Below are 24,892 nucleotides of genomic sequence, written 5' to 3' on the forward strand. Positions count from 1 at the left end.
GATGATGGCACGCACCACCGACACCATGCCCGAGGGCGGCACGAACCAGGTCTTCGCCGAGGAGCACTACCCGGAGGGCGAGCACATCGTCTGGCCCGACAACACGACGATCTTCGACGAGATCGTCGCCGGCCGCGCCGACGTCATGACGACGGATGCGACCGAAACCCGCTGGGCGGCCAAGCAGCATCCGGAGCTCGGCGCCGTGCACCCCGACGAGCCCTTCAACCGCACCGAGAAGGCGATGATGCTGCCGCGCGACGACACCGCGTTCCGCGAGTACGTCGACCAGTGGCTCACGATGGAGCGCAACAACGGCACCCTCGACGCCGTGATCGAGGAGTGGCTGGGCTGAGCTGCCGGGTGTGGATGCCGGGCTCGCGCCGAACCGGCATCCACCCTCGACTCCCCGGCCCGCCGGGGGCAGACTGGCCCTATGGTCTACGTCATGAAACGCGTGTACGAGCCGGAAGGCCCCGGCGACGGGTTCCGCGTGCTCGTCGACCGGATGTGGCCCCGCGGGGTCAGCAAGAGCCGCGCCGACCTCGCCGAATGGGACAAGGATGTGGCGCCGTCGCGGGAGCTGCGCGAATGGTTCGGCCACGATCCGGCGAAGATGGATGCGTTCGCCGAACGCTACCGGGCCGAGCTCGACGCGAACCCCGCCGCGAAGGAGCTGCTCGCCCTCGGCGGCGAGCACGACACGGTGACGCTGCTGTACGGCGCGAAGGACGAGCACCACAATCAGGCCGTCGTGCTGCTCGACTGGCTCGCCGACCACGGCGCGGACGTCGGGCGCCCCGAGTAGCGGCCGGGCCCGGCGCCGGGCCCGTCACGCCGGCGGCACGAGGAAGACCGCCGGCACGCCCGTGTGCGCGTACACGATCACGAGGAACACCACGAGATCGAACAGCAGGTGCACGGTGATCACGTAGCCGAGCGACTTCGTGAGCCGGAACGTGTAGCCCTGCAGCAGGGCGAACGGGATCGTCAGCAGCGGCCCCCACGACTGGTAGCCGAGCTCCCACAGGAACGAGACGAACACGATCGCCTGCAGCAGGTTCGCCAGCCACGTCGGGAAGTGGCGCCGGAGGAGGGCGAACACCGTGCAGACGAAGAACAGCTCGTCCCAGATGCCGACGGCGTTCACGCCGACGAAGAGCCGGGCGATCTCGTGCCATTCGACGACCGTCGGCCAGTTCTCGTAGACGCCCGAGGTGATGAAATAGAACGGCAGGATGAGCCAGCCCGCCAGGGCGACGAGCACGAGGTACGCCCACTGCAGCGGCGTCCAGCGGGAGCCCCGCCACGGGAAGCGGATCGTCGTCTGCCCGAACGCGAAACGAGACACGAGATACGGCACGGCGACGGCAGCCGCGAGCACGCCGCCCATGAGCAGCATGTTGCCGACGCCGATATCGGCCTCGAGCGAGATCGTCGAGATGATGAGCTGCCCGACGGCGATGAGCGCGAGGTCGCGCGCGAGCCCGCGGGAGGCGCCGGCGCGCTCGGCGAGCCACGCGAGCAGCACCCCGGCGGCGAGCATCGCATACCCGGGGATCGGCTGCAGCAGCCCGAACAGGGCCACGGCCGCGCCGCAGACGAGGAGCGCCGGGCCGAGCGCGAGCACGGTGCGGCGGGTGGATGCGGGGCTCGGGGCGGGGGTCGTCGCGGGCACGATGCCAGGCTAGCGGCGCCGCCTCACGGTGCGCGAGGGACGGTGCCGGGTGCGGATGCCGCGGGCGCGCGCTATCCGGCCGCGGCCTGCGGCGCGGGTGCGGCCACGGCATCCGCTCGCGTCATGATGCGCACCGCACCCCAGGCGATGAGGCCCTGCGCGACGAGGTACGTCGCCATGACCGCCTCGTCGTGCAGGCCGAACTCGTAGGCGGGCACGAACCGGCCGATCGCCAGCAGCGAATCGGAGGCGACGAAGAACGCCCCGCCCCAGGCGATGGATGCGTTCAGGCCGCTGCCGACGGCCGCCATCGCGCACAGCACGATGCCGTAGGCCAGCACGGGCACGACGAGGCCGCCGAGGTTCGGCCACATGATCGCCATGAGCGCGACGAGCCAGAGCGGGTAGACGAGCGCCCAGACGCGCGGGCGGCGGACACCGAGGCCGCCGCGGGCGAACAGCGCCAGGTAGCAGAGGTGGGCGATGAGGAAGCTGCCGAGCCCGACGAGGAACCAGCCCTCCCCCGGAACGCTGAGGGGCGCATCCCCGCCCCACGAGAACGCGATGCCCGCGATGAGCAGGAGCGGGGCGGGACCGGTGCCGCCGCGCCGTCCGCGCAGGTAGAGGAGCACGGCGAGCGCGAGCGCCGGCATCAGCAGGAGCTTCGAGATGCGGGCGGCCGTGCCGAGTTCGGCGGCGAGCAGCGCCAGGTGCACGGCGGAGATCACGAGGTAGGGGGCGAATGCCGCGAAGGCACCGGCGGCGGTGCTCGCGGGGTCGCGGTCGGGCCGGGCGGCGGCCCGGGTGGCAGCGGTCACGACGGCGTGCCTCCGGTTCGGGGTGGGGCGCGCGTCGGGCGGCGCGCTGTCGTCAGCGTAGCGAGCGGTGCGCCGGCGCGGTAGCCCCCGCATGCGCGACGAAGGCCCGATCGGGCGGCCGCCCGGCATCCGCACCCCGGCTCGGACGCCTCGCGCGCACCGGGCACGGATGCGCGAACGCCCCGAGCCCGAAGGCCCGGGGCGCCCGCCGATCGGCCGGGCTCAGCTGACGCCGAGCAGGTCGATCACGAAGATGAGGGTCTTGCCGGAGAGCTGGTGGCCGCCGCCGGCGGGGCCGTAGGCCTTCTGGGGCGGCACGGTGAGCTTGCGCCGGCCGCCGACCTTCATGCCCGGGATGCCCTCCTGCCAGCCGGCGATGAGCGCCTGCAGGGGGAAGTTGATGGACTGGCCGCGGCTCCACGAGGAGTCGAACTCCTCGCCGCTGTCGTATTCGACGCCGAGATAGTGCACGTCGACGGTCGAACCGGGCGTGGCCTCGGGGCCGTCGCCGACGATGAGGTCCTCGATGACGAGATCGGTCGGGGCCGGGCCCTCGGGGGCCTCGATCTCCGGCTTGCTGTTCGCTTCGCTCATCCCTCCATCCAAGCGGACGACGGGACGCGCGTCCACCCGGCCCTTGTGCGGGGGCCGCGGGCGACGGATCCTGGAATCCATGAAACTCGCCGTATCGGAGAGCTGTCGGCAGTGCCACACCGCGAACGGCGAGTTTCTTCATGCCCGGCCCCGGTGAGCCGCCTACGTCGACGGGCGCGTATCCCGCCCGCACCTACTGCATGAGCTTCTCTCGCGATCGGGTCACCGACGACAGCAGCGCACGCTCGTCGGCGAGGTCGCCGGGCCGCGGCCGGCCGCTCACGAGGCGCTGCCTCGTGAAGGCGAGATGCGTCGCGTCGGCGATGAATCCGCGCATGGCCCGCTGTTTGCCGGCGCGTTTTGCCCACTCCCTGGCGCGGCGCCGACCCTGCGGGGTGGCGAGCATGACGACCTCGGAATCGGCGAACCATCCGGCATCCGCATACTCCTCGAGGCGCTCGCGGGTCAGCTCGATCTCCTGCCTGCGAATCAGCACGGTGAGCACGATCGCGAAGACGAACAGCGGCAGCTGCACGGTGAAGTAGTAGAAGACGACGTCGTCGACGAGGAACAGCGCTCCGTTCCAGAGGGCGTGCAGGGCTATGGCGATGCCGAGTCCGAGCAGGAACCGCCAGACGAGGCCGGCGTCGCGCCGGACGGCGATGCCGAGGCCGAGACCGGTCGCTGCGGTGAACATGACGTGCGCGAAGGGCGAGAAGATGCCGCGGACGACGAAGGTGTAGCCGAGGTCGCCGTTGGCGCCTTCGGCGATCGCGACGGCGAAGTAGACGATGTTCTCGCTGAAGGCGAAGCCGGCGGCGACGGTGGCGGCGTAGACGAGGCCGTCGACGGGCCCGTCGAACTGGCTGCGCCAGAAGGCGTAGACGAGCAGGACGCCGAGGCCTTTGGCGAGTTCTTCGACGAAGGGCGCCTGGACGACGGCGCTGACGAACTCGCGCACCGAGTCGGTGTCGGCCGGGGTCGCGAGGGCGAAGCGGATGCCGGCGTCGACGAGCAGGGCGATCGCGACCGAGACGGCCGCGCCCCAGAGGAAGGCGAACCACAGCGCCGAACGCGGTTCGGGCTCCCAGCGGTCGACCCAGCGGATGGCGACGAGCACGAGCACGAGGGGCACGAAGGCCAAGAGCATCGCCACGAGCACGGCGGGCGCGCCGAGCGAGACGAGCAGGTAGCCGAGGACGAGCAGGGCGACGACGGCGGTGAAGACGATCGCGACGACCGAGACCCAGAGCCGGCCGGTTCGGGCGGCCGGGCGCGCCGGTGCCGGTTGCACGGGCGGCGCCCAGACGGCGTCGGAGGCCTGCACGGGCTGCATGCCCGTGTCGGCGGCGCGCAGCACCGGCCCGGTCTCGTCGCCGGTGCGTCGTCGGTCCCCTACCCCCACTCGGGGCAGCCTACCGGGCCGGGCGGCCGCTCACACCTTCTCGGCGGTCTCCGCGAACATGACGCCGGGGTTCAGGATCCCGGCCGGGTCGAAGACGGCCTTGATGCGCCGCTGCAGTCCATAGGAGTCGTCGCCGAGCTCGTCGGCGAGCCAGCGGCGCTTCAGCACCCCGACGCCGTGTTCGCCGGTGAGGGTGCCGCCGAGCTCGACGGCGGTGCGGAACATGGCGTCGGCGGCCTCCCACACCTTCGGCGGCACCGTCTCGCCCTCGAAGACGAAGTTCGGGTGCAGGTTGCCGTCGCCGGCGTGGGCGACGACGGGGATCTCGACGTCGTATTCGCGCCCGATGCGTTCGATCGCGCGAAACATCTCGGGCAGTTTCGAGCGGGGCACGGCGACGTCTTCGATGAGCACCTGGCCGGTGGCGGCGAGTGCGGGGTGCATGGCGCGGCGGATGCCGAGGAGCCGCTCCCCGGTGGCCTCGTCGGTGGATGCCGTGACGCGCCCGCCCGCCGCCTCGAAGAGGCGGGCGATCTCGGCGGCCTCGTCGGCGGCGCCGGCGTCGGACTGTGCGAGGAGGAAGGTCTCGCCCGGGCGGATGCCGGCCAGTGGCGTGCCGGCGACGGGCTCCGGCCCGAGGTAGGCGGCGATGCGTTCGAGGGCGAGGGCGTCGAGCAGCTCGAGGACGGCGGGGCGGATGCCGGCGGCGGTCACGCTCGCCGAGGCGGCCGCCGCGGCCTCGACGTCGGGGAAGGCGGCGGCGATCGTCGTCGTTGCGCCGGCGACGAGGGGCCGGAGCCGGAGCGTGGCCTCGACGATGACGCCGAGGGTGCCCTCTGATCCGGTGAAGAGGGCCGTGAGGTCGTAGCCGGTGACGCCCTTGACGGTGCGGTGGCCGGTCTCGATGAGGCGGCCGTCGGCGAGGACGACCTTGAGGCCCAGCACCGACTCGCGCGTCACCCCGTACTTCGCGCAGAGCAGGCCGCCGGCGTTCGTGGCGATGTTGCCGCCGATGGAGGAGATCGCCCGGCTCGCCGGGTCGGGCGCGTACCAGAGGCCGTGTTCGGCGAGGGCGTCGTTCAGCTCGCCGTTGATGACGCCGGGCTCGACGACGGCGAGTTCGTCGGCGCGGTCGATCTCGAGGATGCGGTCCAGGCCCGAGACGTCGAGGACGATCGAGCCCTCGCTCGAGATGCCGCCGCCGGCCAGGCCCGTGCCGGCGCCGCGCGGCACGACGGGGGTGCCGGTCTCGCTCGCGATGCGCATGGCGGTCTGCACCTCGGCGACGGTGCGCGGCGAGACGACGGCGAGCGCGGCATGTTCGCTCCGCCAGCCGGATCGGTCTTCGCGCATGGCGTCGAGCACGGCGGCGTCGCGGCTGACGGCGTCTCCGAGGGCGGCTTCGAATCGGGTCACGGCATCGTGCGGCATGCCATCACTGTAGCCGCGGCGGCCGTGTCCGATTTCCGCGAGTGGATGCCGGTGGGCCGTGCCATGCTCGAGGCATGGCCCTGCCCGCATCCACTCGCCGCCGCACCGCGGCCGACCCCCTCGACGACCCGGCCTTCGCCGAGCGCTACCGGGCGATGCTCGCGCGCGACGCCCGCTTCGACGGCCGTTTCGTGACCGGGGTGCATTCGACGGGCATCTACTGCCGGCCGAGCTGCCCGGCGGCGGCCCCGAAGCCCGGCAATGTGAGCTTCTACCTCACGGCCGCCGCCGCGCACGAGGCCGGGCTCCGCGCCTGCAAGCGCTGCCTGCCCGACGCCGTGCCGGGCTCGCCGGAGTGGGACGAACGCGACGATCTGGCCGCGCGGGCGATGCGGCTCATCGCCGACGGCGTGGTCGAACGCGAAGGCGTACCCGGCCTTGCCTCGCGCCTCGGCTACACGACGCGCCACCTCACGCGGGTGCTCACCGCCGAACTCGGCGCCGGCCCGCTGGCCCTCGCGCGGGCGCATCGGGCGCAGACGGCCAGGAACCTGCTCATCGGCACGGATCTCCCGGCCGCCGACATCGCTTTCGCGTCGGGCTTCGGCAGCGTCCGGCAGTTCAACGAGACCGTCCGCGTCGTCTACGAGCGGCAGCCGGGCGAGATCCGCGCGGCCGCACGGCGGCGGAACGGCGCAGCCGAGGCCGGCGAGGCCGGGACCGTGCGCCTGCGCCTTCCGGCCCGGGAGCCCTTCGACGCGGACGGCGTCTTCGCCTGGCTCGCCGCACGCGAGGTCGCCGGCGTCGAGCGCGCCACCGCCGCGCGCTTCGAGCGCGCCCTGCTGCTGCCCGGCGGCCCGGCCCGCATCCGCGTCGCACCCGATGACGACTCCCCCGGCATCCGCATCGAGGCCCGCACGACGACCCTCGCCGACGTCTCCCCGCTCGTCGCCCGGGTGCGGCGCCTCTTCGACCTCGACGCCGACGCCTGGGCGATCGACGCGGCCCTCACCGCCGACCCGGCCCTCGGCGACTCGGTGCGCCGCACCCCGGGCCTCCGGATGCCCGGCTGCCTCGACCCGCACGAACTGCTCTTCCGTGCCCTCATCGGCCAGCAGGTCTCGGTCGCCTCGGCCCGCACCGCGCTCATCCGCCTCGCCGATGCGCTCGGCGAGGCGCTGCCGGCCGGCCTCGCCGGCGACGGGATCGAGCGGCTGTTCCCCACCGCCGAGGCGATCCGCGACGGCGGCGCCGAGGTGCTGCGGGGGCCGGCCTCCCGGATCCGCACGATCCTCGACGTCGCCGGCCGCCTCGCCGACGGCTCCCTCCTCGTCACCGCCGAGCGGCCCCGCGACGAACTGGCCGCGGACCTCCTCGCCGTGCCCGGCATCGGGCCCTGGACGGCCGGATACGTCTCGATGCGCGTCACCCGCGACCCGGACGTGCTGCTCGTCTCCGACCTCGCGCTGCGCAGCGGCGCCCGCGCCCTCGGTCTGCCGGATGCGCCGCAAGAGCTCGCCGAGCTCGGCCGGCGCTGGGCGCCGTGGCGCTCGTACGCTTCCATGCATCTCTGGCGTGCGGCAGCCTGAACCCCTCGCGCGGATCCGTATTCGTTCTGCGAACACGGCAGCCCGATTGTGGGAATCGGGGTACGCCGTCGGTGCTTCGTTGTGGGAGACCCCCGATCGCTCACAGAAACCGCCCGGTACCGTTGACGAGTGAGATTTGCGCACCTCAGGGCCGACGGGCATCAGCTCCCCCGCCTCGCGGTCATGGTCGCCGAAGCGGCCGTGTTCCTCGACGAGATCATGGAGGCTCCCCCGCGAGACCTGCAGGACCTCATCGAACGCGGCGATGCCGGGCTCGCCGAGGTGCGCGAGGCGGTCGAGGGGCCCGCAGCGGCCGGCCGGCTCACGGCCCTCGACGGGTACCGCCACGCCTCCGCCGTGCTCCGGCCCCCGCAGATCCTCGCGATCGGCGCCAATTACGCGGCGCACGCGAGCGAACTGAAGCTCCGCAGCGAGACCGCGATGACCGTCTTCTCGCTCTGGCCGAACTCCCTGACCGGCCACGAGGCGACGACGACGTGGCCGGGCGACATCGCCACCCAGGTCGACTACGAGGCCGAGCTCGGCGTCGTCATCGGCACCCCCGCGAAGGGCGTGGCCGCCCGCGACGCGCTCGAGCACGTCTGGGGCTACACCGTCGTCAACGACATCACCGCCCGCGACCTGCAGTTCAGCGAAGCCCAGTGGTCGCGCTGCAAGTCCTTCGACGGCTTCACGCCGACGGGCCCCGTCGTCGTCACCGCCGACGAGATCCCCGACCCGCAAGACCTCTGGCTCACGACGAACCTCGAGGGACGCATCCTGCAGGACGGGTCGACGGCCGACATGGTGCGATCCGTCGCCGAGATCATCGAGTACCTCTCGCGCACCGCGACGATCCCCGCCGGCACCCTGATCTCGACCGGCAGCCCCGGCGGCGCCGGCTACTCGCGCACCCCGCCGGTCTTCCTCCGCGATCACGCGAGCGTCACGGTCTCGATCGGCGGCATCGGCTCCCTGACGACCCGCTGCCGCGTGATCTGAGACACCGTCGACATCGACGATCAGAGCAGGAATCCCTAGGGTGAGGTGATGCGTGTGCTCATCCAGGCCCGCCTCGCGGGCGATCCTTGGCTGAACTGGGCGATCGCCGTCGCCCTCGCCCTCGTGCTCGGGGCGCTGGTCGTCATCACGGCCCGCGCCGTCGTGGCCCGCCTCGCGCGCAGGCGCAGCTGGATCGGCGAATTCGAGGGCAGGCTCCGCGCGCCCGGGTCGGTGCTGACCGTGCTCATCGCCCTCTGGATCGCGTGCGCGACCGCCCTTCCGGCCGGCCAAAGCTGGTGGCCGGTCGTCGAGCGGGTCTTCCTCATCGCGACGATCCTCTCCGGAGCCTGGGCGCTCGCGGCGCTCGTCTCGTACGGCACGGGCCGGCTCATTCTGCGCGACCGCGCCCGCGACGACCGCTCTCCGGAAGGCCGCCGACGACGGACGCAACTGACGATCCTCAACCGCCTCGCGGTCGTGGTGATCTCGGTGATCGCCGTCGGGACGGTGCTCTTCTCCTTCCCCGAAGTCCGGTCGATCGGCACGAGCGTGCTGGCCTCCGCCGGCATCGTGAGCGTCATCGCGGGCCTGGCGGCGCAATCGACCCTCGGAAACCTCATCGCCGGTCTGCAGATCGCGTTCACCGACTCCATCCGGGTCGGCGATGTGGTCGTCATCGAGGGCGAGTGGGGCCGGATCGGCGAGATCAATCTGTCGTACGTCGTCGTCTACGTCTGGGACGAGCGGCGTCTCATCCTGCCGTGCACGTACTTCACGACCAACCCCGTCGAGAGCTGGACCCGCCGCTCCGACAAGATCCTCGGCACCGTGTTCATGGACCTCGACTGGCGGGTGCCGATCGAGGAGCTGCGTGCCGAATTCATGACGATCATCGACTCGACCGAACTGTGGGATCGCCGTGCCGCGAACATGCTCGTCACGGGCGCGGAGGGCGGTCGCGTCACCGTCCGCTTCATGTTCTCCGCAGCCGATTCGGACGATCAGTGGACGTTGCGCTGCATGGTGCGCGAGCGGGTCATCGGGTGGCTGCAGCGGGAACACCCCGAGTCGCTTCCGGTGACGAGGATCGCCATCGAGGCCCACGCGCCCGCGGCCTGAGCCGGCGAAGCCTACTCGCTCGGCTCGCCCTTCAGCTCGATCACCGGGATCGCCGCCGTCACCGGCTGCATTCCCGACAGGCGCGTCGGCGAGAGCTGCCTGAGCACCGCCTCCCGGGTCATGAGGCCGGCCTCGACGACGAGATCGGCGACCGGGCGGCCGGTGCGCAGCGCCTCCTTGGCCAGGCGCGCCGCCTCCGTGTAGCCGATGAACGGGATGAGCGCGGTGATGACGCCGACGCTGGAGCCGACCATCTCGCCGAGACGGTCGACGTTCGCCGTGATGCCGTCGACGCAGTTCACGCGCAGCGTCCAGAACGACTGCCGCATCCACGTGATCGACTGCAGCAGGGAGTGGGCGATGACCGGTTCGAAGGCGTTCAGCTGCAACTGCCCGGCCTCGGCGGCCATCGTGACGGTCACATCGGTGCCGGCGATCGCATAGGCGACCTGGCTGACGGCCTCGGGGATGACCGGATTGACCTTGCCGGGCATGATCGAGGACCCCGCCTGCCGCGGCGGCAGGTTGATCTCGCCGATACCGGCCTGCGGGCCCGAAGAGAGCAGGCGCAGGTCGTTGCAGATCTTCGAGAGCTTGATGGCGCTGCGCTTCAGCGCCGCCGAGAACGACATGAACGCGCCGGCGTCGCTCGTGGACTCGATGAGGTCGGGGGCCGATTCGAGGTTCAAGCCCGTGATGTCGTTCAGGTGCCGCACGGCCGCAGCGCCGTAGCCGGGGTCGGCGGTGATGCCCGTGCCGATCGCGGTCGCGCCGAGGTTGATCTCCGAGAGCAGCCAGATCGACTCGGTGAGGCGGGCGTGGTCTTCGCCGAGCGTCGTGGCGAAGCCGTGGAACTCCTGGCCGAGGGTCATCGGCACCGCATCCTGCAGCTGGGTGCGGCCGACCTTCAGGATGTTGCGGAACTCGGCGCCCTTGCGCCCGAATGCGGCGCGCAGTTCGTTCAGTTCGTCGAGCAGGGTGCGCAGGCTGAAGATGAGGGCGATCTTCAGCGCCGTCGGATACGTGTCGTTCGTCGACTGGCTGCGGTTGACGTCGTCGATCGGGTGGATGACGTCGTAGCGGCCCTTCTCGTACCCGGCGATCTCGAGGGCGACGTTGGTGATGACCTCGTTGGCGTTCATGTTCGTCGAGGTACCGGCCCCGCCCTGGATGACGCCGACGACGAACTCCTCGTGGAACTCGCCGTCGATGATGCGCTGGCAGGCGGCCTCGATCCACTCCGCCTTCTGCGGGGTGAGGGCGCCGACCTCGAGGTTCGCGCGCGCCGCGGCGAGCTTGACCGAGGCGAGCGCCCGGACGAATTCGGGATACACCGAGATCGGGCGCTTGGAGATCGGGAAGTTCTCGAGGGCGCGCATGGTGTGCACCCCCCAGTACGCGTCGGCGGGGACGTCGACGACGCCGAGCGAGTCGCGCTCGATGCGGGTGGGGCCGTCTGCGAGCGGCTCAGGGGTCACGAACTCCTCCACGGGTGTGCGGTCGGACTGTTCACGGATCATCGACACAAACGGCTCCATCGCCTGGGGTTTTCTGCGCGCCGGATCGCGGCGCCTACCCTGTCGAGCTTAGTCCGCGGCGCATGCGCGAAGGCTGATGGCGCGTGCCCCTGCCCGGCATGACGGATGCCCGGGGTCGCCCCCGGGCATCCGCACCCGGATCGTCAGGCCTTCGGCTCGTCGACGCCGTCGGCGGCGAGCAGCTGCTCCTCGACGGCGCCGCCGTACCCCTCGGCCTGCGGGTCGCCGTGCAGCCCGCCGGAGACGGCGTACTCCTCCTCCGGCGAGAGCACGAGGCGGTGCCGGCCCCAGAACGCGAAGCCGGCGAGCATCACCGCGTAGACGACGATGATCGCGATGATCGCGGGCAGGTAGGCGGGGTTCAGCAGGAAGCCGACGAAGATGAGCGCGGCGATGACGGCGGCCGCCACGGCCCCGAACACGCCCCACGGGCTGCGGTAGGGGCGCTTCGCGTTCGGGTACTTGCGGCGGAGGATCACGAAGGAGACCATCTGCAGCAGGTACGCGAGCACGGCGCCCCAGACGGCGATGTTCAGCACGACCGCACCGGCGACGCCGTCGGAACCGCCGGCCGCGTCGACGATGACGAGCGCGACGAAGCCGATGAGCGCACCGGCGACGAGCGCGACCCACGGGGTGTGCCGGCGGCCGGTGAGCGAGAGGAACCGCGGGTAGTAGCCGGCGCGCGAGAGCGAGTACATGTTGCGGCCGTAGGCGAACATGATGCCCTGCAGCGAGGCGAGCAGGCCGATGAGCGCGAAGAGGGCGAGGACGGCGGCCAGGCCGTCGCCGACGATGGCGCGGAAGCCGTCGAGGAGGGGCTCGGCTGCGACTCCGGTCTCGGCGGCGCCGACGACGCCGGTGTTCAGGAACAGCACGATGAGGCCGGTGACGATGAGCGTGCCGCGAGCCCAGAGCCCGGCGCGCGGGATGTCGCGGACCGGGTCGTGCGATTCCTCGGCGGCCAGCGGCAGCTCCTCGATGCCGAGGAAGAACCACATGGCGAACGGCAGGGCGAAGAGGATCGGCAGCACGCCGTGCGGCAGGAAGGCGCTCTGCCCGGCATCCGGCGCGATGTCGAACAGCTTGTCCCACGAGAACTGGCCGCTGGCCAGGGCCATGATCCCGAAGACGAGCAGCACCGCGATCGAGAGCACCGAGACGACGATCGCGAACTTGAACGAGATCGAGGCGCCCGAGGCGTTCAGCGCGATGAAGACGACGTACAGCAGGAGCCACCACACCCATGCCGGCATCGAGAAGCCGAGCAGCTCGGTGGTGATGCTGTCGGCGTAGGAGGCGGAGAAGTAGACGATGACCGCGGTCGTCGCGACGTACTCGATGGTTTCGGCCAGGCCCGTGACGAAGCCGCCCCACGGCCCCATGGCCGCGCGCGAGAAGGAGTACGCGCCGCCGGTGTGCGGCATCGCCGAGCTCATCTCGCCGATCGAGAAGATGAGGCCGTAGTACATGACGACGAGCACGGCGAAGGCGATGAGCATGCCGCCGAAGCCGGCGGCGTCGATGCCGAAGTTCCAGCCGGAGAAGTCGCCGGAGATCACGGCGGCGACGGCGAGGCCCCAGAGCCCCCAGACGCCCGCGGCGCGGGTGAGCTTGCGTTTCTCGAAGTATCCGGAGTCGGCGGTCGTGTACTTCACGCCCGAGACGCGGAGGGTGTCTTTCGCCATGACGGGTTCCCTGTTCTCGTGTGGCGCACGGCCGGGCGGCCGAGCGGAGGGGGCACTGCGTGGGCCTCACTTTAGAGCCGGGAATGGTTGCCTGTACAGACCTTATTCTCACGGCATCCACTCGTAACCCCCGTGAAACATGCGAACGGGTCTGGCGTGTCGCGAACACGTCTGCTCTAATGGTCGCCACACCCTACCTTTCCCCGGTCGAAGGAGCACGCAGCGGATGCCCGAACCCAGCGGATACCTGACGCTCGACGAACTCGAGCACGCCGTCGCCGACCGGCTCGTCGACACCGTCCTGCTCGTCTTCACCGACATGCAGGGCCGGCTCGCCGGCAAGCGCGTCTCGGCCAGGCTCTTCCTCGAAGAGGTCGCCGCCCACGGCGCCGAATGCTGCAACTACCTGCTCGCCGTCGACGTCGACATGAACACCGTCGACGGCTACGCCATGTCCAGCTGGGAGCGCGGCTACGGCGACATGGCGCTCGTGCCCGAACTCGGCACCCTCCGCGCGGCGCCCTGGCTCGAGGCGACCGTCATCTGCACCGCCGACGTGCGATGGCTGGACGATACCCCCGTCGAGGTCGCGCCCCGTCGCATCCTGCAGCGCCAGCTCGACCGGCTCGCCGAACGGGGCCTGGCCGCATTCGTCGGAACCGAGCTCGAGTTCATCGTCTTCGACGACGGCTACCGCGACGCCTGGCGGAAGGGCTACCGGGGCCTCACCCCCGCAAGCGACTACAACATCGACTACGCGGTGCTCGCCGGCACCCGCATGGAACCGCTGCTGCGCGACATCCGCAACGCCATGGACGGCGCCGGCATGTACTGCGAGGGCGTGAAGGGCGAGTGCAACCTCGGCCAGCAGGAGATCGCCTTCCGCTACGCCGGGGCGCTGGAGACCTGCGACAACCACTCGATCTACAAGAACGGCGCGAAGGAGATCGCCGACCGGCACGGCAAGTCGCTGACCTTCATGGCCAAGTACGACGAGCGCGAGGGCAACAGCTGCCACATCCACATCTCCCTGCGCGGCGAGGGCGCGTCGGCCGTGTTCGCCGACTCCGACGAACCGCACGGCATGTCGGAGCTGTTCCGGCACTTCCTCGGCGGCCAGCTCGCCGTGATGCGCGAGCTCACCCTCTTCTCGGCACCGAACATCAACTCCTACAAGCGTTACGTCGACGGATCCTTCGCGCCGACGGCGATCGCCTGGGGCCTGGACAACCGCACCTGCGCGCTGCGCGTCGTCGGCCGCGGCCTCGGCATGCGCGTGGAGAACCGCGTGCCCGGCGGCGACGTCAACCAGTACCTCGCCGTCGCCGCCCTGATCGCGGCCGGCCTGTACGGCATCGACCACGGGATCGAACCGGGCGAGCCGTTCGCCGGCAACGCCTACACGGGCGGTGCGGAGCGCGTGCCGACGACGCTGCGCGAGGCCGCCTCGCTGTTCACGGCATCCGCCGTCGCCCGCGAGGCCTTCGGCGAGGAGGTCGTCGACCACTACGCGAACAATGCGCGCGTCGAGCTCGCCGCCTTCGACGCCGCCGTCACGGATTGGGAGCGGGTGCGTGGCTTCGAACGACTCTGAGCTCCGGCCGGCCGGCCCCGCCGGCGACGCGCCGGGCCCTGCCGGAGACGGCATCCGGCGGCCCCTCATCGGCATCACGAGCTACCTCGAGCAGGCGCAGACGGGTGTCTGGGACGTTCCGGCCTCGTTCCTGCCGAAGGTCTACCTCGACGGGGTGACGGATGCCGGGGGCATCGCGATCGTGCTGCCGCCCCAGCCCGTCGACGCCGCCATCGCCGCCCGCGTGATCGGGAGCCTCGACGGCCTCATCGTCGCCGGCGGTGCCGACATCGACCCCGCCCGCTACGGGCAGGAGCCGCACGAACGCACCGGCGCCCCGCGCCCCGACCGCGACGCGTGGGAAGACGCGCTGCTCGCCGCCGCCATCGAAACCGGCCTGCCCTTCCTCGGCATCTGCCGCGGCGCGCAGCTCATGAACGTCGCCCTCGGCGGCACCCTCGTCCAGCACCTGCCCGACGTCGTCGGCAGCGAGACCTACCAGCCGGGCGCCGGCGTCTTCGGCCGTGCGGGCGTCGACGTGGACCCGGCCTCCCGCCTCGGCGGCCTCGTCGACGCCCGGCTGGACGTCCCCGTCTACCACCACCAGGCCGTGGGGCGCGTCGCCGACGGCCTGCGCGTGACCGCGCGCACCGCAGACGGCGTCATCCAGGGCGTCGAACTGCCCGGGCATCCCTTCGCCGTCGGCGTGCAATGGCACCCGGAGGAGGACACGGCGGACCGGCGCCTGTTCGCCGGGCTCGTGGATGCCGCCCGCGCCCGCATGCCCGAGAGGAGCCCCGCATGACCCGCACGATCCTGAACCCCGCCGACGAGACGGTCGTCGCCACCGTCGAGGGCGCCGACGTGCCCGCGGTGGATGCCGCGATCGCCCGGGCCGTGGCCGCGCAACGCCGCTGGGCCGCGCTCCCCCCGGCCGACCGCGCCAGGGCCCTCCGCCGCTTCGCCGCCGCCGTCGACGGCGCGGTCGAGGAGCTCGCCGCCCTCGAGGTCGCCGAATCCGGCCACCCCGTCGGGCAGGCGCGGTGGGAGGCCGGTCACGTCCGCGACGTCCTCGACTACTACGCGGCCGCCCCCGAGCGGCTCTTCGGGCGGCAGATCCCCGTCGCCGGCGGTCTCGACGTCACCTTCCACGAACCCATCGGCGTCGTCGGCGTCATCACCCCGTGGAACTTCCCCATGACGATCGCCTCGTGGGGCTTCGCCCCGGCGCTGGCCGCCGGCAACGCCGTCGTGCTGAAGCCGGCGGAGTGGACGCCGTTGACGAGCCTCCGCCTGGCCGAGCTCGGCCTCGAGTCGGGCCTGCCGGAGGGGCTGTTCCAGGTGATCCCGGGCCCGGGCTCCGTCGTCGGCGACCGTTTCGTGACGCACCCGGCCGTCCGCAAGCTCGTCTTCACCGGATCGACGGCGACCGGCACGCGGATCATGGCCGGCGCGGCCGAACAGGTCAAACGCGTCACCCTCGAGCTCGGCGGCAAGAGCGCCAACATCGTCTTCGCCGACGCCGATCTCGAGCTCGCCGCGGCATCCGCACCCGGCGGCGTGTTCGACAACGCCGGGCAGGACTGCTGCGCACGCAGCCGCATCCTCGTCGAACGCAGCGTCTACGAACGCTTCATGGAACTGCTCGAGCCCGCCGTCGCCGCCTTCCGCGTCGGCGACCCGCGCGAGGAGGCCACGCAGATGGGCCCGCTCGTCTCGGCCGAGCATCTGGAGCGCGTGCGCTCCTTCGTGCCCGACGACCGCGAGGTCGCCTTCCGCGGCAGCGCACCGGCCGGCCCCGGCTACTGGTTCGCACCGACCGTGCTCACCCCCTCCCGCGACGCCCGCACCGCGCGCGAGGAGATCTTCGGGCCCGTCGTCTCCGTCTTCCCGTTCGAGGACGAAGCCGACGCCGTCTCCTTCGCCAACGCCTCCGAATACGGGCTGTCGGGCTCGATCTTCACCCGCGACTCGGCACGCGCCATCCGCGTCGCCCGCGCCGTCGAAGCCGGCAACCTCTCGGTCAACTCGCACTCCTCCGTGCGCTACGCGACCCCCTTCGGCGGCTTCAAGCAGTCCGGCCTCGGCCGCGAACTCGGCCCCGACGCTCCGCTGGCGTTCACCGAGACGAAGAACGTGTTCATCGCCGCCCCCTCGCTCGAAGAAGGAACCCCATGACCATCCCTCCCGTCGATCTCACCGCGCGCCTCGCCGGCCGCGTCGCCGTCATCACCGGCGGCGGCTCCGGCATCGGCCTCGCTACCGCCAAGCGCTTCGCCGCCGAGGGCGCCCACGTCGTCATCGGCGACGTCGACGCCGCCGCCGGCGAATCCGCGGCCACCCTCGTCGGCGGCCGCTTCGTCCGCGTCGACGTCACCGAAGAAACGCAGGTGAACGCGCTCTTCGACGAGGCCGCATCCATCACGGGAACCCTCGACATCGCCTTCAACAACGCCGGCATCTCCCCGCCCGACGACGACTCGATCGAGACGACCGAACTGCCCGCCTGGGAGCGGGTGCAGGACGTGAACCTCACCTCGGTGTACCTGTGCTGCCGGGCCGCGCTCCGGCACATGGTGCCGGCCGGGCGCGGCTCCATCATCAATACGGCCTCGTTCGTGGCGGTCATGGGCTCGGCGACCTCGCAGATCTCCTACACCGCCTCGAAGGGCGGCGTACTGGCCCTGAGCCGCGAACTCGGCGTGCAGTACGCCCGCCAGGGCATCCGCGTGAACGCCCTCTGCCCCGGGCCCGTGAACACGCCGCTGCTGCAGGAGCTCTTCGCCACGGACCCCGAGCGGGCAGAGCGCCGCCTCGTGCACGTGCCCGTCGGCCGTTTCGCCGAACCCGAGGAGCTCGCCGCGGCCGTCGCGTTCCTCGCGAGCGACGACGCATCCTTCATCACCGCCTCCACGTTCCTCGTCGACGGCGGCATCGGCTCGGCCTACGTCACGCCGCTGTAGGCCGTGCCGACGGATGAAGCGGGCACGGGCGGAGGCGACCCGTACCCTGGGAGGATGCACGAGCCGTCGCCCGCCGAGGCGGTGCTGAGCGCGGAACTGCTGCTCAGGCCGGCACGCACCGCGAACGCCTTCGAAGAAACCGTGCGGCGCCTGCTGCAGACCATCCGCCTCGGGCTCATCGACCCCGGCGAACGCCTGCCCGCCGAACGCGAGCTCGCGCAGATGCTCGAGGTCAGCCGCGACACGCTGCGCGAGGCGATCGCCTCGCTCGCCGACGCCGGTTATCTCGTGGCGCGGCGGGGCCGCTCGGGCGGCACCTTCGTCGCCGACCCGATCCCCGATGCGCCCAGGGGTGCGGATGCCGCCGCGCGCCCCGATGCCGCGCGCATCGACGACACCCTCGCCCTCCGCGCCGCCCTCGAGGTCGGCATCGCCCACCGGGCGGCGGCCACCGAGCTCGCCGGCCCCGACCGCGACCGGCTCTGGCAGGCCTACGAGGAGTGCCGCGACGCCGCTCCCGGCGAGTACCGCCGCAACGACTCCCGCCTGCACCTCGTCATCGCCGAGCTCCTCGGCGCCCCGAGCATCATCCCCCTCGTCGCCGATGCGCGCATGCGCCTGAACGAGCTGCTCGACGGAATCCCCCTGCTGCCGCCGAACATCGCCCATTCAGACGAGCAGCACGAGGCGATCGTCACCGCGATCCTCCGCGGCAAACCCGAAGCGGCCGCCGCGGCGATGGCCGAGCACCTCGCCGGTTCCGAGGCGCTGCTGCGCGGCTTCTACGCGTGAGCGGATGCCGGTGCGCGTCGCCGCGGCAATGCGGTCGCCGCAGACGCACGGATGCCGGGCGCCGATCGGCGCCCGGCATCCACTCGCCGTGCGGGCGTCAGAACAACAGCCCGAACGGCAGCAGGGCGATGCCGATCGCGAGCGAGACGAGCCCGATGAGCACGGTGCCGGCGAGCATCACCCCGCTCAGCACGGTGCCCCAGATCGCCATCGTGCGGCCGGCCGGCTCGCGCTTCAGCGCGATGATGCCGAGCACGAGGCCCGCGATCGGCACGAAGAAGGTGTACCCGGCGACGATCGAGACGAGGCCGAGCACGAGCGCGGCGATGCTGAAGCCGCGCGGTTCGGCCTCGACGGCCGGCGGGTACGGGGCGTAGCCGGAGGTTGCGGGCTGCGGCGCGGCCTGCGGCGGTGCTTCGCCCGCCGGGCTCCGGTACGCCTGCTCGCTCGTGGTGTCGTGGCTGGTCATGATCACTCCTGTTCGACGGTGATTCCACGCTACGAGCGCGCGCACCGCGGCACGATGGGGCTAACCCCCGGATCGCGGCGGGGGCCGCCGCACGGCGCGCCGCGGCATCCACTCGCGGATATGCGCGAACGAGCGGCCCCGATACCGCTACGATCTGAGAGATCCCCAACCCCCTTCTCCCCCTGCGAAACGGAGTGGCATGACGCTGCCCTGGACCGTCCACGGCGACGGCAAGAACGTGAACCCCGGAGAGGTCGTCGCCCCCGGCGAACGCCTCAGCTGGCCGCGCACCATCGGACTCGGCGCTCAGCACGTCGTGGCGATGTTCGGCGCGACCTTCCTCGTGCCCATCCTCACGGGCTTCCCGCCCGCGACGACCCTGTTCTTCTCGGGCATCGGCACCCTGCTGTTCCTCGCGATCACCCGCAACAAGGTGCCGAGCTACCTCGGCTCCTCGTTCGCGTTCATCGCGCCCATCACCGCCGCCATGAGCGCCAAGGGCATCGCCGACCCGATGGGCGCCGCGCTCTTCGGCATCGTCGCCGTCGGCGTCCTGCTCGCCCTCGTCGGCCTCCTCGTGATGTGGACCGGCACGGCGTGGATCGACGCGCTCATGCCGCCCGTCGTCGCCGGCGCGATCGTCGCCCTCATCGGCTTCAACCTCGCCCCCGCCGCACGCGACAACTTCGTCGCCGCACCGCTGACCGCGCTCATCACCCTGCTCGCGGTCATCGTCGCCAGTGTCGCGTTCCGCGGCATCCTCGGCCGCCTGTCTATCCTCATCGGCGTCGTCGTCGGCTACATCGCCGCCCTCCTCCAAGGCCAGGTAAACGACCAGCCGATCCGCGACGCAGCCTGGATCGGCCTGCCCGACTTCCACCTGCCCGCCAACCCGTTCGCCGACGCAGCGATCTGGGGCCTGCTGCCCGCGTTCCTGCCGATCGTGCTCGTCCTCGTCGCCGAGAACGTCGGCCACATCCGCGGCGTCGCCCAGATGACCGACCCGTCGGTCAACAAGTCGACCGGGCAGGCGCTCTTCTCCGACGGCCTCGCCACCACGATCGCCGGCTTCTTCGGCGGCTCGGCGACGACGACCTACGGCGAGAACATCGGCGTCATGGCCGCCACCCGCGTCTACTCGACCGCCGCGTACTGGGTCGCCGGCGTCTTCGCGATCCTCCTCGGCCTCTCCCCCAAGTTCGGCGCGGTCATCAACACGATCCCCGCCGGCGTCCTCGGCGGCGTCACGACGGCCCTCTACGGCCTCATCGGCATCATCGGCGTGAAGATCTGGCTCGACAACAAGGTCGACTTCTCCAAGCCGGTGAACCAGTTCACCGCCGCCACCGCCCTCATCATCGGCATCGCGAACTTCACCTTCGTGCTGCCCGGCGAGGTCACCTTCAACGGCATCGCGCTCGGCACGATCGCCGCCATCGTGATCTACCACCTCATGAACGGCATCGCGAAGCTCCGCGGCACCTCCTGAGGCGCCGCGCTTCGGCGCGCTGCGACTTCGCGGCGCATCGGACGGGCCGGGCGGCTTCCGCCCGGCCCGTTTCCGTGCACGCGGCGCCCTCCCGGCATCCACACCCCGGCATCGCCGCCCCGCCGCATCCACACCCGGGCCTCCGCCCACCCGCCGCATCCACACCCGGGCCTCCGCCCACCCGCTCACACCCGGCATCGCCACCGCCCCGCATCCACACCCGGCATCGTCGCCCCGCCGCATCCGCCCGCTCACATCCTGCGCAATGCAGGAACGCGCACGGCGTGTCGCACCCGCCCATGCGGCAGAAGCCCCCGCGACACGCGCGCGCTCCTGCATTGCGCAGGGAGATCGTGCGAGCCGGGCGGGGATGAGGACCGGGCTGTGAGGACGGAGACGGGGCGGGGACAGAGACGGGGCGGGGCTGAAGGCCGGAGCTGCGGGGACGACGAAGGCCGGGCGGATCGCCGCCCGGCCTCGTGCCCGGCGCTGCCGGGTGCGGGATCAGAGCCCGAGGAGCGCCTCGATGGGGCCACGGGCGAAGAAGATGAGGAAGCCGGCGGCGACGATCCAGAGCAGCGGGCTGATCTGGCGGGCCTTGCCGGCGAACGCCCGCACGATCACCCAGCTGATGAAGCCGGCGCCGATGCCGTTGGCGATCGAGTAGGTCAGCGGCATCGTCACGATGGTGAGGAACACCGGCAGCAGCACCGAGAACTCTGACAGGTCGATGTTGCGGATCTGCGCCATCATGAGCGCACCGACGATGACGAGGGCGGCGGCGGCGACCTCGGTCGGCACGATCTGGGTGAGCGGCGTGAGGAACATCGCCACGACGAACAGCAGGCCGGTGACGACGTTCGCGAAGCCCGTGCGCGCCCCCTCGCCGATGCCGGCGCCCGACTCGATGAACACGGTGCTCGAGGAGCTCGAGGTCGCCCCGCCGACGACGGCGCCGACGCCCTCGACGATGAGCGCGGACTTCAGGCGCGGGAAGTCGCCCTTCGCATCGGCGAGGCCGGCCTCCTTCGAGAGGCCCGTGAAGGTGCCCATCGCATCGAAGAAGTTCGTGAAGACGAGGGTGAAGACGAGCATGATCGCCGCGAGGGCGCCGATGCGCTCGAAGCTGCCGAAGCCGATCTGGCCGACGAGCGAGAGATCGGGCAGGCTCACGACCTGATCCGGCAGCGTCGGCACCGACAGGCTCCAGCCGCCGGGGTTCGCGCTTCCGTCGGCGCCGACGGCAGGGCCGAGCTTCCAGATCGCCTCGGCGATGACGGCGATCACGGTGCCCACGAGCAGGCCGATGAGGATCGCGCCCTTCGTCTTGCGGGCCAGCAGGATGCCGGTGATCAGCAGCGTCAGCACGAAGACCACGGTCGGGATCGTCGCGATCGAGCCGTTCACGGCGAGCCCGATGGGCGGCGACGACAGGCCCGTCGAGGTGACGAAGCCCGCGTTGACGAGGCCGATGAAGGCGATGAAGAGGCCGATGCCGACGGTGATCGCGAGCTTCAGCTGCAGCGGCACCGCGTTGAAGATCATCCGCCGCAGCCCGGTCGCGGCCAGCAGCACGATGATGAGGCCGTTGATGACGACGAGCCCCATCGCCTCGGGCCAGGTGACCTCGCCGACGACGGAGACCGCGAGGAAGGAGTTGATGCCGAGGCCTGCGGCGAACGCGAAGGGCAGCCGGGCGACGACGCCGAAGAGGATCGTCATGACGGCCGCGGTGAGCGCGGTCGTCGCGGCGACCTGCGGGAAGGCGAGGGTGTTGCCGGCAACGTCTTCGCTGCCGGAGAGGATGATCGGATTCAGGATGACGATGTAGGCCATCGCGACGAACGTCACGATGCCGCCGCGCACCTCCGCGCCGAAGGTCGAGCCTCGCTTCGTGATCTCGAAGAATCGGTCGAGCCGATTGCGCGGTTCTTCGGCGGTGGATGCCGATTCGGGCGTGTTCGTCTCGGGCGGGGTCGTCGTCATGCGTTCACCTTAGTGGCGGGAGGGGGTGTGCGGGAGGGGATGCGCCGGGTCGGCGCTCAGCCGTGCAGTGCGGGCACGATGAGATAGATGCCCACGAGCACGGCGATGCCGGAGACGGCGAAGCAGGCGATCGCGCCGACGAACGCGGCGGTCTTCTGCCGGTCGCTGAGCGGCGACTTCTTCGCCGCTTTCGCGGCCTTCTTCTCGGCCTGCTTGATCTCGGCCGGGGTGACGATCGTGATCGCGTCGGTGAATTCGGCCGGTGAGACGATCGGCGTGCGGCCGGAGAGGGTCAGCAGCCGGATGCCGAAGGAGTAGGTGGCGACGACGATGCACGCACCCACGAGGGCCGCGACGAGCACGACGAGGAATCCCAGCCAGTCGATCACGAGCGCGCCTTCCGCTTCGGCTTGGGGTTGCGCTTGATCTTGACCGCCCGGCCCGAGTGGGCCACGTCGCTGACGACGGTGCGGTGCGAGATCTCGTTGCGCTTGGAGATGATGAAGATCGTCAGGATGATCGCGACGCCCACGACGGCGTCGATGAGGACGCCGACGACGCCGAGGTGGGCGACGAGCGCGGCCAGCGCCCCGACGGCGGCCGCGGCCGGCAGCGTCATGAGCCAGCCGATGCCGATCCGCCCCGCCGTCCGCCAGCGCACTTTCGAGCCGCGACGGCCGAGGCCCGAGCCGATGACGGAGCCGGAGGCGACCTGCGTGGTCGAGAGGGCGAAGCCGAGGTGGCTGGAGGCGAGGATCGTGGCGGCCGTGGACGTCTCGGCCGCGAACCCCTGTGCGGGCTTGACGTCGGTGAGCCCCGTGCCGAGCGTCTTGATGATGCGCCAGCCGCCCATGTAGGTGCCGAGCGCGATGGCGATCGCGCAGACGACGACGACCCACAGCTGCGGGGCGGTGCCGGCGTCCTGCATGCCGACGGCGATGAGGGTGAGGGTGATCACGCCCATCGTCTTCTGCGCGTCGTTCGTGCCGTGCGAGAGGGCGACGAGCGAGGAGGAGAAGATCTGGGCGTAGCGGAAGCCGCTGCGCCCGTCGGGCTTGCCGTCGTAGCGGCGCGTGATGGCGTAGGCGAGCTTCGTGGCGGCGTAGGCGACGAGACCGGCCGTCAGCGGTGCGAGGAGGGCGGGGAGGATGACCTTGGAGAGCACGACGCCGAAGTCGATCGCCCCGACGCCTGCGCCGACGAGGGCGGCGCCGATGAGGCCGCCGAAGAGCGCATGGCTCGACGATGAGGGCAGGCCGAGCAGCCAGGTGAGCATGTTCCATACGATGGCGCCGATGAGGCCGGCGAAGATGAGCTCGGGCCCGATCGCGATGCCGCCCTCGCCCTCGCGGATGATGCCGCCCGAGATGGTCTTGGCGACCTCGGTCGACAGGAACGCGCCGATGAGGTTCAGGATCGCGGCCAGGCCGACGGCGACCTTCGGTCGAAGGGCCCCCGTCGCGATCGGCGTCGCCATCGCGTTCGCCGTGTCGTGGAAGCCGTTCGTGAAGTCGAAGAAGAGCGCCAGTGCGATGACCAGCACGACGATGAGGGTGAGATCCACCGGCGTCTTTCTCTGTACGGCGCTGGGCGCCGAGCGTTCGTGGGGATGTCGTTGCGTGAGTCGGCGAGCGCCGTGCACGGGACATGATACCCACACGGACTGGGTGCCGGGTCAAGCCCGGCGGCGCCGGGGACCGGATCCCGGCCCCCGATCGCATCACCCGAACAGGATCCGTGCCTCGTCGTAGCGCTCCTGCGGCACCGTGTTGAGCCCGCCGGTGGCCTCCGCGATCGAGACGACCTCGATGTCCGTGCCGCGGAGGGCGACCATGGACCCCCAGGCGCCGTCGTAGGCGGCCTCGACCGCGGCCATCCCGAGCCGCGTGGCGAGCACCCGGTCGTAGGCGCTGGGCGCGCCGCCGCGCTGGATGTGCCCGAGCACGGTGTCGCGCGACTCGATGCCGGTGCGTGCCTCGATCATGGGGGCCAGCTGTTCGGCGATGCCGCCGAGCCGGGGCCGGTTGAAGGCGTCGAGCCCCTTGTGGGAGTGGGCTTCCTCCATCGTGTCGAGGTGGAAGCCCTCGGCGACGACGACGAGCGGCGCACGCCCCCGATCGCGGACCGATTCGACCCATTCGCAGATCTGCTCGATGGACTGCGGCTGCTCGGGGATGAGGATGGCGTGCGCGCCGCCGGCCATGCCGGAGTGCAGCGCGATCCAGCCGACGTGGCGGCCCATGACCTCGAGCACCATGCAGCGGCCGTGCGATTCGGCGGTCGTGCGGAGCCGGTCGATCGCCTCGGTGGCGATCTCGACGGCGGTGTCGAAGCCGAAGGAGTAGTCGGTGGCGGCGAGGTCGTTGTCGATCGTCTTGGGCACGCCGACGATGTTGATGCCGCCCTCGTCGTGCAGGCGCCGGGCGGCCGTCAGCGTGCCCTCGCCGCCGATGGCGATGATCGCGTCGATGCCGTTCTCGTCGAGGGTGCGCTGGATCGCCTCCGGCCCGCCGCCGGCGCCCTCGTACGGGTTGGTGCGGCTGGAGCCGAGGATGGTGCCGCCCTGCTTGGACAGGCCGCGCACGTCGTGGCGGACGAGGGGCATGAAGTCGCCTTCGACGACGCCCCGCCACCCCCAGCGGAAGCCGACGAATTCGGCATCGTGCGAGATGACGCCTTTCAGGACGGCGCCTCGGATGACGGCGTTGAGCCCGGGGCAGTCCCCGCCGCTCGTGAGCAGACCGATTTTCATGGTCGA

The 24,892-nt window shown here is 71.4% G+C and carries 23 protein-coding genes; 11 read left to right on the top strand and 12 right to left on the bottom strand.

Annotated features, from left to right (window positions below):
• Positions 1-4 precede the first annotated feature (4 nt).
• Together G127AT_RS02185 and G127AT_RS02190 are read left to right on the top strand one after the other, a co-directional pair.
• Positions 5-355: a type 2 periplasmic-binding domain-containing protein gene (locus G127AT_RS02185; protein ID WP_244857689.1), complete on the top strand. Its 351-nt coding sequence runs from the start codon at positions 5-7 to the stop codon at positions 353-355.
• Positions 356-436: 81 nt separating this feature from the next.
• Positions 437-808, top strand: coding sequence for a DUF488 domain-containing protein (locus tag G127AT_RS02190; RefSeq protein WP_210899339.1), 372 nt, complete (start codon positions 437-439; stop codon positions 806-808).
• A 24-nt stretch (positions 809-832) separates the two neighbouring features.
• Here the strand turns inward: G127AT_RS02190 and G127AT_RS02195 are convergent, their stop codons facing one another.
• The 5 genes from G127AT_RS02195 to G127AT_RS02215 all read right to left on the bottom strand — a co-directional run bounded on the left by G127AT_RS02195 (position 833) and on the right by G127AT_RS02215 (position 5,926).
• Positions 833-1,678, bottom strand: a complete 846-nt coding sequence (locus tag G127AT_RS02195; protein WP_244857690.1) for a CPBP family intramembrane glutamic endopeptidase — start codon at positions 1,676-1,678, stop codon at positions 833-835.
• Positions 1,679-1,749: 71 nt separating this feature from the next.
• On the bottom strand, positions 1,750-2,496 hold the full coding sequence (locus G127AT_RS02200; protein WP_210899341.1) for a lysoplasmalogenase: 747 nt from the start codon (positions 2,494-2,496) through the stop codon (positions 1,750-1,752).
• A gap of 222 nt (positions 2,497-2,718) precedes the next feature.
• Positions 2,719-3,090: an FKBP-type peptidyl-prolyl cis-trans isomerase gene (locus G127AT_RS02205; RefSeq protein WP_210899343.1), complete on the bottom strand. Its 372-nt coding sequence runs from the start codon at positions 3,088-3,090 to the stop codon at positions 2,719-2,721.
• A 193-nt stretch (positions 3,091-3,283) separates the two neighbouring features.
• On the bottom strand, positions 3,284-4,495 hold the full coding sequence (locus G127AT_RS02210; RefSeq protein ID WP_244857691.1) for a PrsW family intramembrane metalloprotease: 1,212 nt from the start codon (positions 4,493-4,495) through the stop codon (positions 3,284-3,286).
• Between the two features lie 30 nt (positions 4,496-4,525).
• Complete coding sequence (locus G127AT_RS02215) at positions 4,526-5,926, bottom strand: FAD-binding oxidoreductase (RefSeq protein WP_210899345.1); 1,401 nt, start codon at positions 5,924-5,926, stop codon at positions 4,526-4,528.
• Between the two features lie 74 nt (positions 5,927-6,000).
• Between G127AT_RS02215 and G127AT_RS02220 the strand changes: the two genes are divergently transcribed.
• The 3 genes from G127AT_RS02220 to G127AT_RS02230 all read left to right on the top strand — a co-directional run bounded on the left by G127AT_RS02220 (position 6,001) and on the right by G127AT_RS02230 (position 9,636).
• Positions 6,001-7,515 (top strand): AlkA N-terminal domain-containing protein, encoded by a 1,515-nt coding sequence (locus G127AT_RS02220; protein ID WP_210899347.1) that lies wholly within the window; start codon positions 6,001-6,003, stop codon positions 7,513-7,515.
• Positions 7,516-7,644: 129 nt separating this feature from the next.
• Positions 7,645-8,517 carry a fumarylacetoacetate hydrolase family protein gene (locus G127AT_RS02225; RefSeq protein ID WP_244857692.1) on the top strand — a complete coding sequence of 291 codons (873 nt, stop codon included), beginning with the start codon at positions 7,645-7,647 and terminating at the stop codon, positions 8,515-8,517.
• A gap of 48 nt (positions 8,518-8,565) precedes the next feature.
• Positions 8,566-9,636 (top strand): mechanosensitive ion channel family protein, encoded by a 1,071-nt coding sequence (locus G127AT_RS02230; protein ID WP_210899349.1) that lies wholly within the window; start codon positions 8,566-8,568, stop codon positions 9,634-9,636.
• A gap of 11 nt (positions 9,637-9,647) precedes the next feature.
• On the opposite strand, the gene G127AT_RS02235 is transcribed toward G127AT_RS02230, so the two are convergent.
• Positions 9,648-11,156, bottom strand: coding sequence for an aspartate ammonia-lyase (locus G127AT_RS02235; RefSeq protein ID WP_210901746.1), 1,509 nt, complete (start codon positions 11,154-11,156; stop codon positions 9,648-9,650).
• A 161-nt stretch (positions 11,157-11,317) separates the two neighbouring features.
• A complete protein-coding gene (locus G127AT_RS02240) occupies positions 11,318-12,862 on the bottom strand; it encodes an amino acid permease (RefSeq protein ID WP_210899351.1) in 1,545 nt (514 codons plus the stop codon).
• Between the two features lie 226 nt (positions 12,863-13,088).
• Here G127AT_RS02240 and G127AT_RS02245 point away from each other — a divergent pair, with 226 nt between their 5' ends.
• Genes G127AT_RS02245 through G127AT_RS02265 form a run of 5 tightly spaced genes read left to right on the top strand, consistent with a single transcriptional unit; the run spans position 13,089 to position 18,190 of the window.
• The gene (locus G127AT_RS02245) at positions 13,089-14,456 is read left to right on the top strand and encodes a glutamine synthetase family protein (protein WP_210899353.1); all 1,368 of its coding nucleotides are present in this window, start codon (positions 13,089-13,091) and stop codon (positions 14,454-14,456) included.
• Positions 14,437-15,240: a gamma-glutamyl-gamma-aminobutyrate hydrolase family protein gene (locus G127AT_RS02250; RefSeq protein ID WP_342344052.1), complete on the top strand. Its 804-nt coding sequence runs from the start codon at positions 14,437-14,439 to the stop codon at positions 15,238-15,240. Before G127AT_RS02245 ends, G127AT_RS02250 begins: the two co-directional genes overlap by 20 nt.
• On the top strand, positions 15,237-16,613 hold the full coding sequence (locus G127AT_RS02255) for an aldehyde dehydrogenase family protein (protein ID WP_210899357.1): 1,377 nt from the start codon (positions 15,237-15,239) through the stop codon (positions 16,611-16,613). Before G127AT_RS02250 ends, G127AT_RS02255 begins: the two co-directional genes overlap by 4 nt.
• Complete coding sequence (locus tag G127AT_RS02260; protein WP_210899359.1) at positions 16,610-17,398, top strand: 3-oxoacyl-ACP reductase; 789 nt, start codon at positions 16,610-16,612, stop codon at positions 17,396-17,398. Before G127AT_RS02255 ends, G127AT_RS02260 begins: the two co-directional genes overlap by 4 nt.
• Positions 17,399-17,452: 54 nt before the next feature.
• Positions 17,453-18,190, top strand: a complete 738-nt coding sequence (locus G127AT_RS02265) for a FadR/GntR family transcriptional regulator (RefSeq protein ID WP_210899361.1) — start codon at positions 17,453-17,455, stop codon at positions 18,188-18,190.
• 97 nt (positions 18,191-18,287) lie between these two features.
• On the opposite strand, the gene G127AT_RS02270 is transcribed toward G127AT_RS02265, so the two are convergent.
• The gene (locus G127AT_RS02270) at positions 18,288-18,659 is read right to left on the bottom strand and encodes a DUF4190 domain-containing protein (RefSeq protein WP_210899363.1); all 372 of its coding nucleotides are present in this window, start codon (positions 18,657-18,659) and stop codon (positions 18,288-18,290) included.
• 199 nt (positions 18,660-18,858) lie between these two features.
• Between G127AT_RS02270 and G127AT_RS02275 the strand changes: the two genes are divergently transcribed.
• Complete coding sequence (locus tag G127AT_RS02275) at positions 18,859-20,148, top strand: uracil-xanthine permease family protein (protein ID WP_210899365.1); 1,290 nt, start codon at positions 18,859-18,861, stop codon at positions 20,146-20,148.
• 504 nt (positions 20,149-20,652) lie between these two features.
• Here the strand turns inward: G127AT_RS02275 and G127AT_RS02280 are convergent.
• The 4 genes from G127AT_RS02280 to G127AT_RS02295 all read right to left on the bottom strand — a co-directional run bounded on the left by G127AT_RS02280 (position 20,653) and on the right by G127AT_RS02295 (position 24,886).
• The gene (locus G127AT_RS02280; protein ID WP_210899367.1) at positions 20,653-22,134 is read right to left on the bottom strand and encodes an NCS2 family permease; all 1,482 of its coding nucleotides are present in this window, start codon (positions 22,132-22,134) and stop codon (positions 20,653-20,655) included.
• 56 nt (positions 22,135-22,190) lie between these two features.
• The gene (locus tag G127AT_RS02285; RefSeq protein WP_210899369.1) at positions 22,191-22,523 is read right to left on the bottom strand and encodes a peptidase; all 333 of its coding nucleotides are present in this window, start codon (positions 22,521-22,523) and stop codon (positions 22,191-22,193) included.
• Complete coding sequence (locus G127AT_RS02290; protein ID WP_210899373.1) at positions 22,520-23,698, bottom strand: inorganic phosphate transporter; 1,179 nt, start codon at positions 23,696-23,698, stop codon at positions 22,520-22,522. Before G127AT_RS02290 ends, G127AT_RS02285 begins: the two co-directional genes overlap by 4 nt.
• A 156-nt stretch (positions 23,699-23,854) precedes the next feature.
• Entirely contained in the window at positions 23,855-24,886 is a 1,032-nt protein-coding gene (locus G127AT_RS02295) for a 6-phosphofructokinase (RefSeq protein ID WP_210899374.1), read from the bottom strand.
• Positions 24,887-24,892 lie beyond the last annotated feature (6 nt).

Origin of the sequence: Agromyces archimandritae, from assembly GCF_018024495.1 — a bacterium.
In the GTDB taxonomy this organism is placed as follows: domain Bacteria; phylum Actinomycetota; class Actinomycetes; order Actinomycetales; family Microbacteriaceae; genus Agromyces; species Agromyces archimandritae.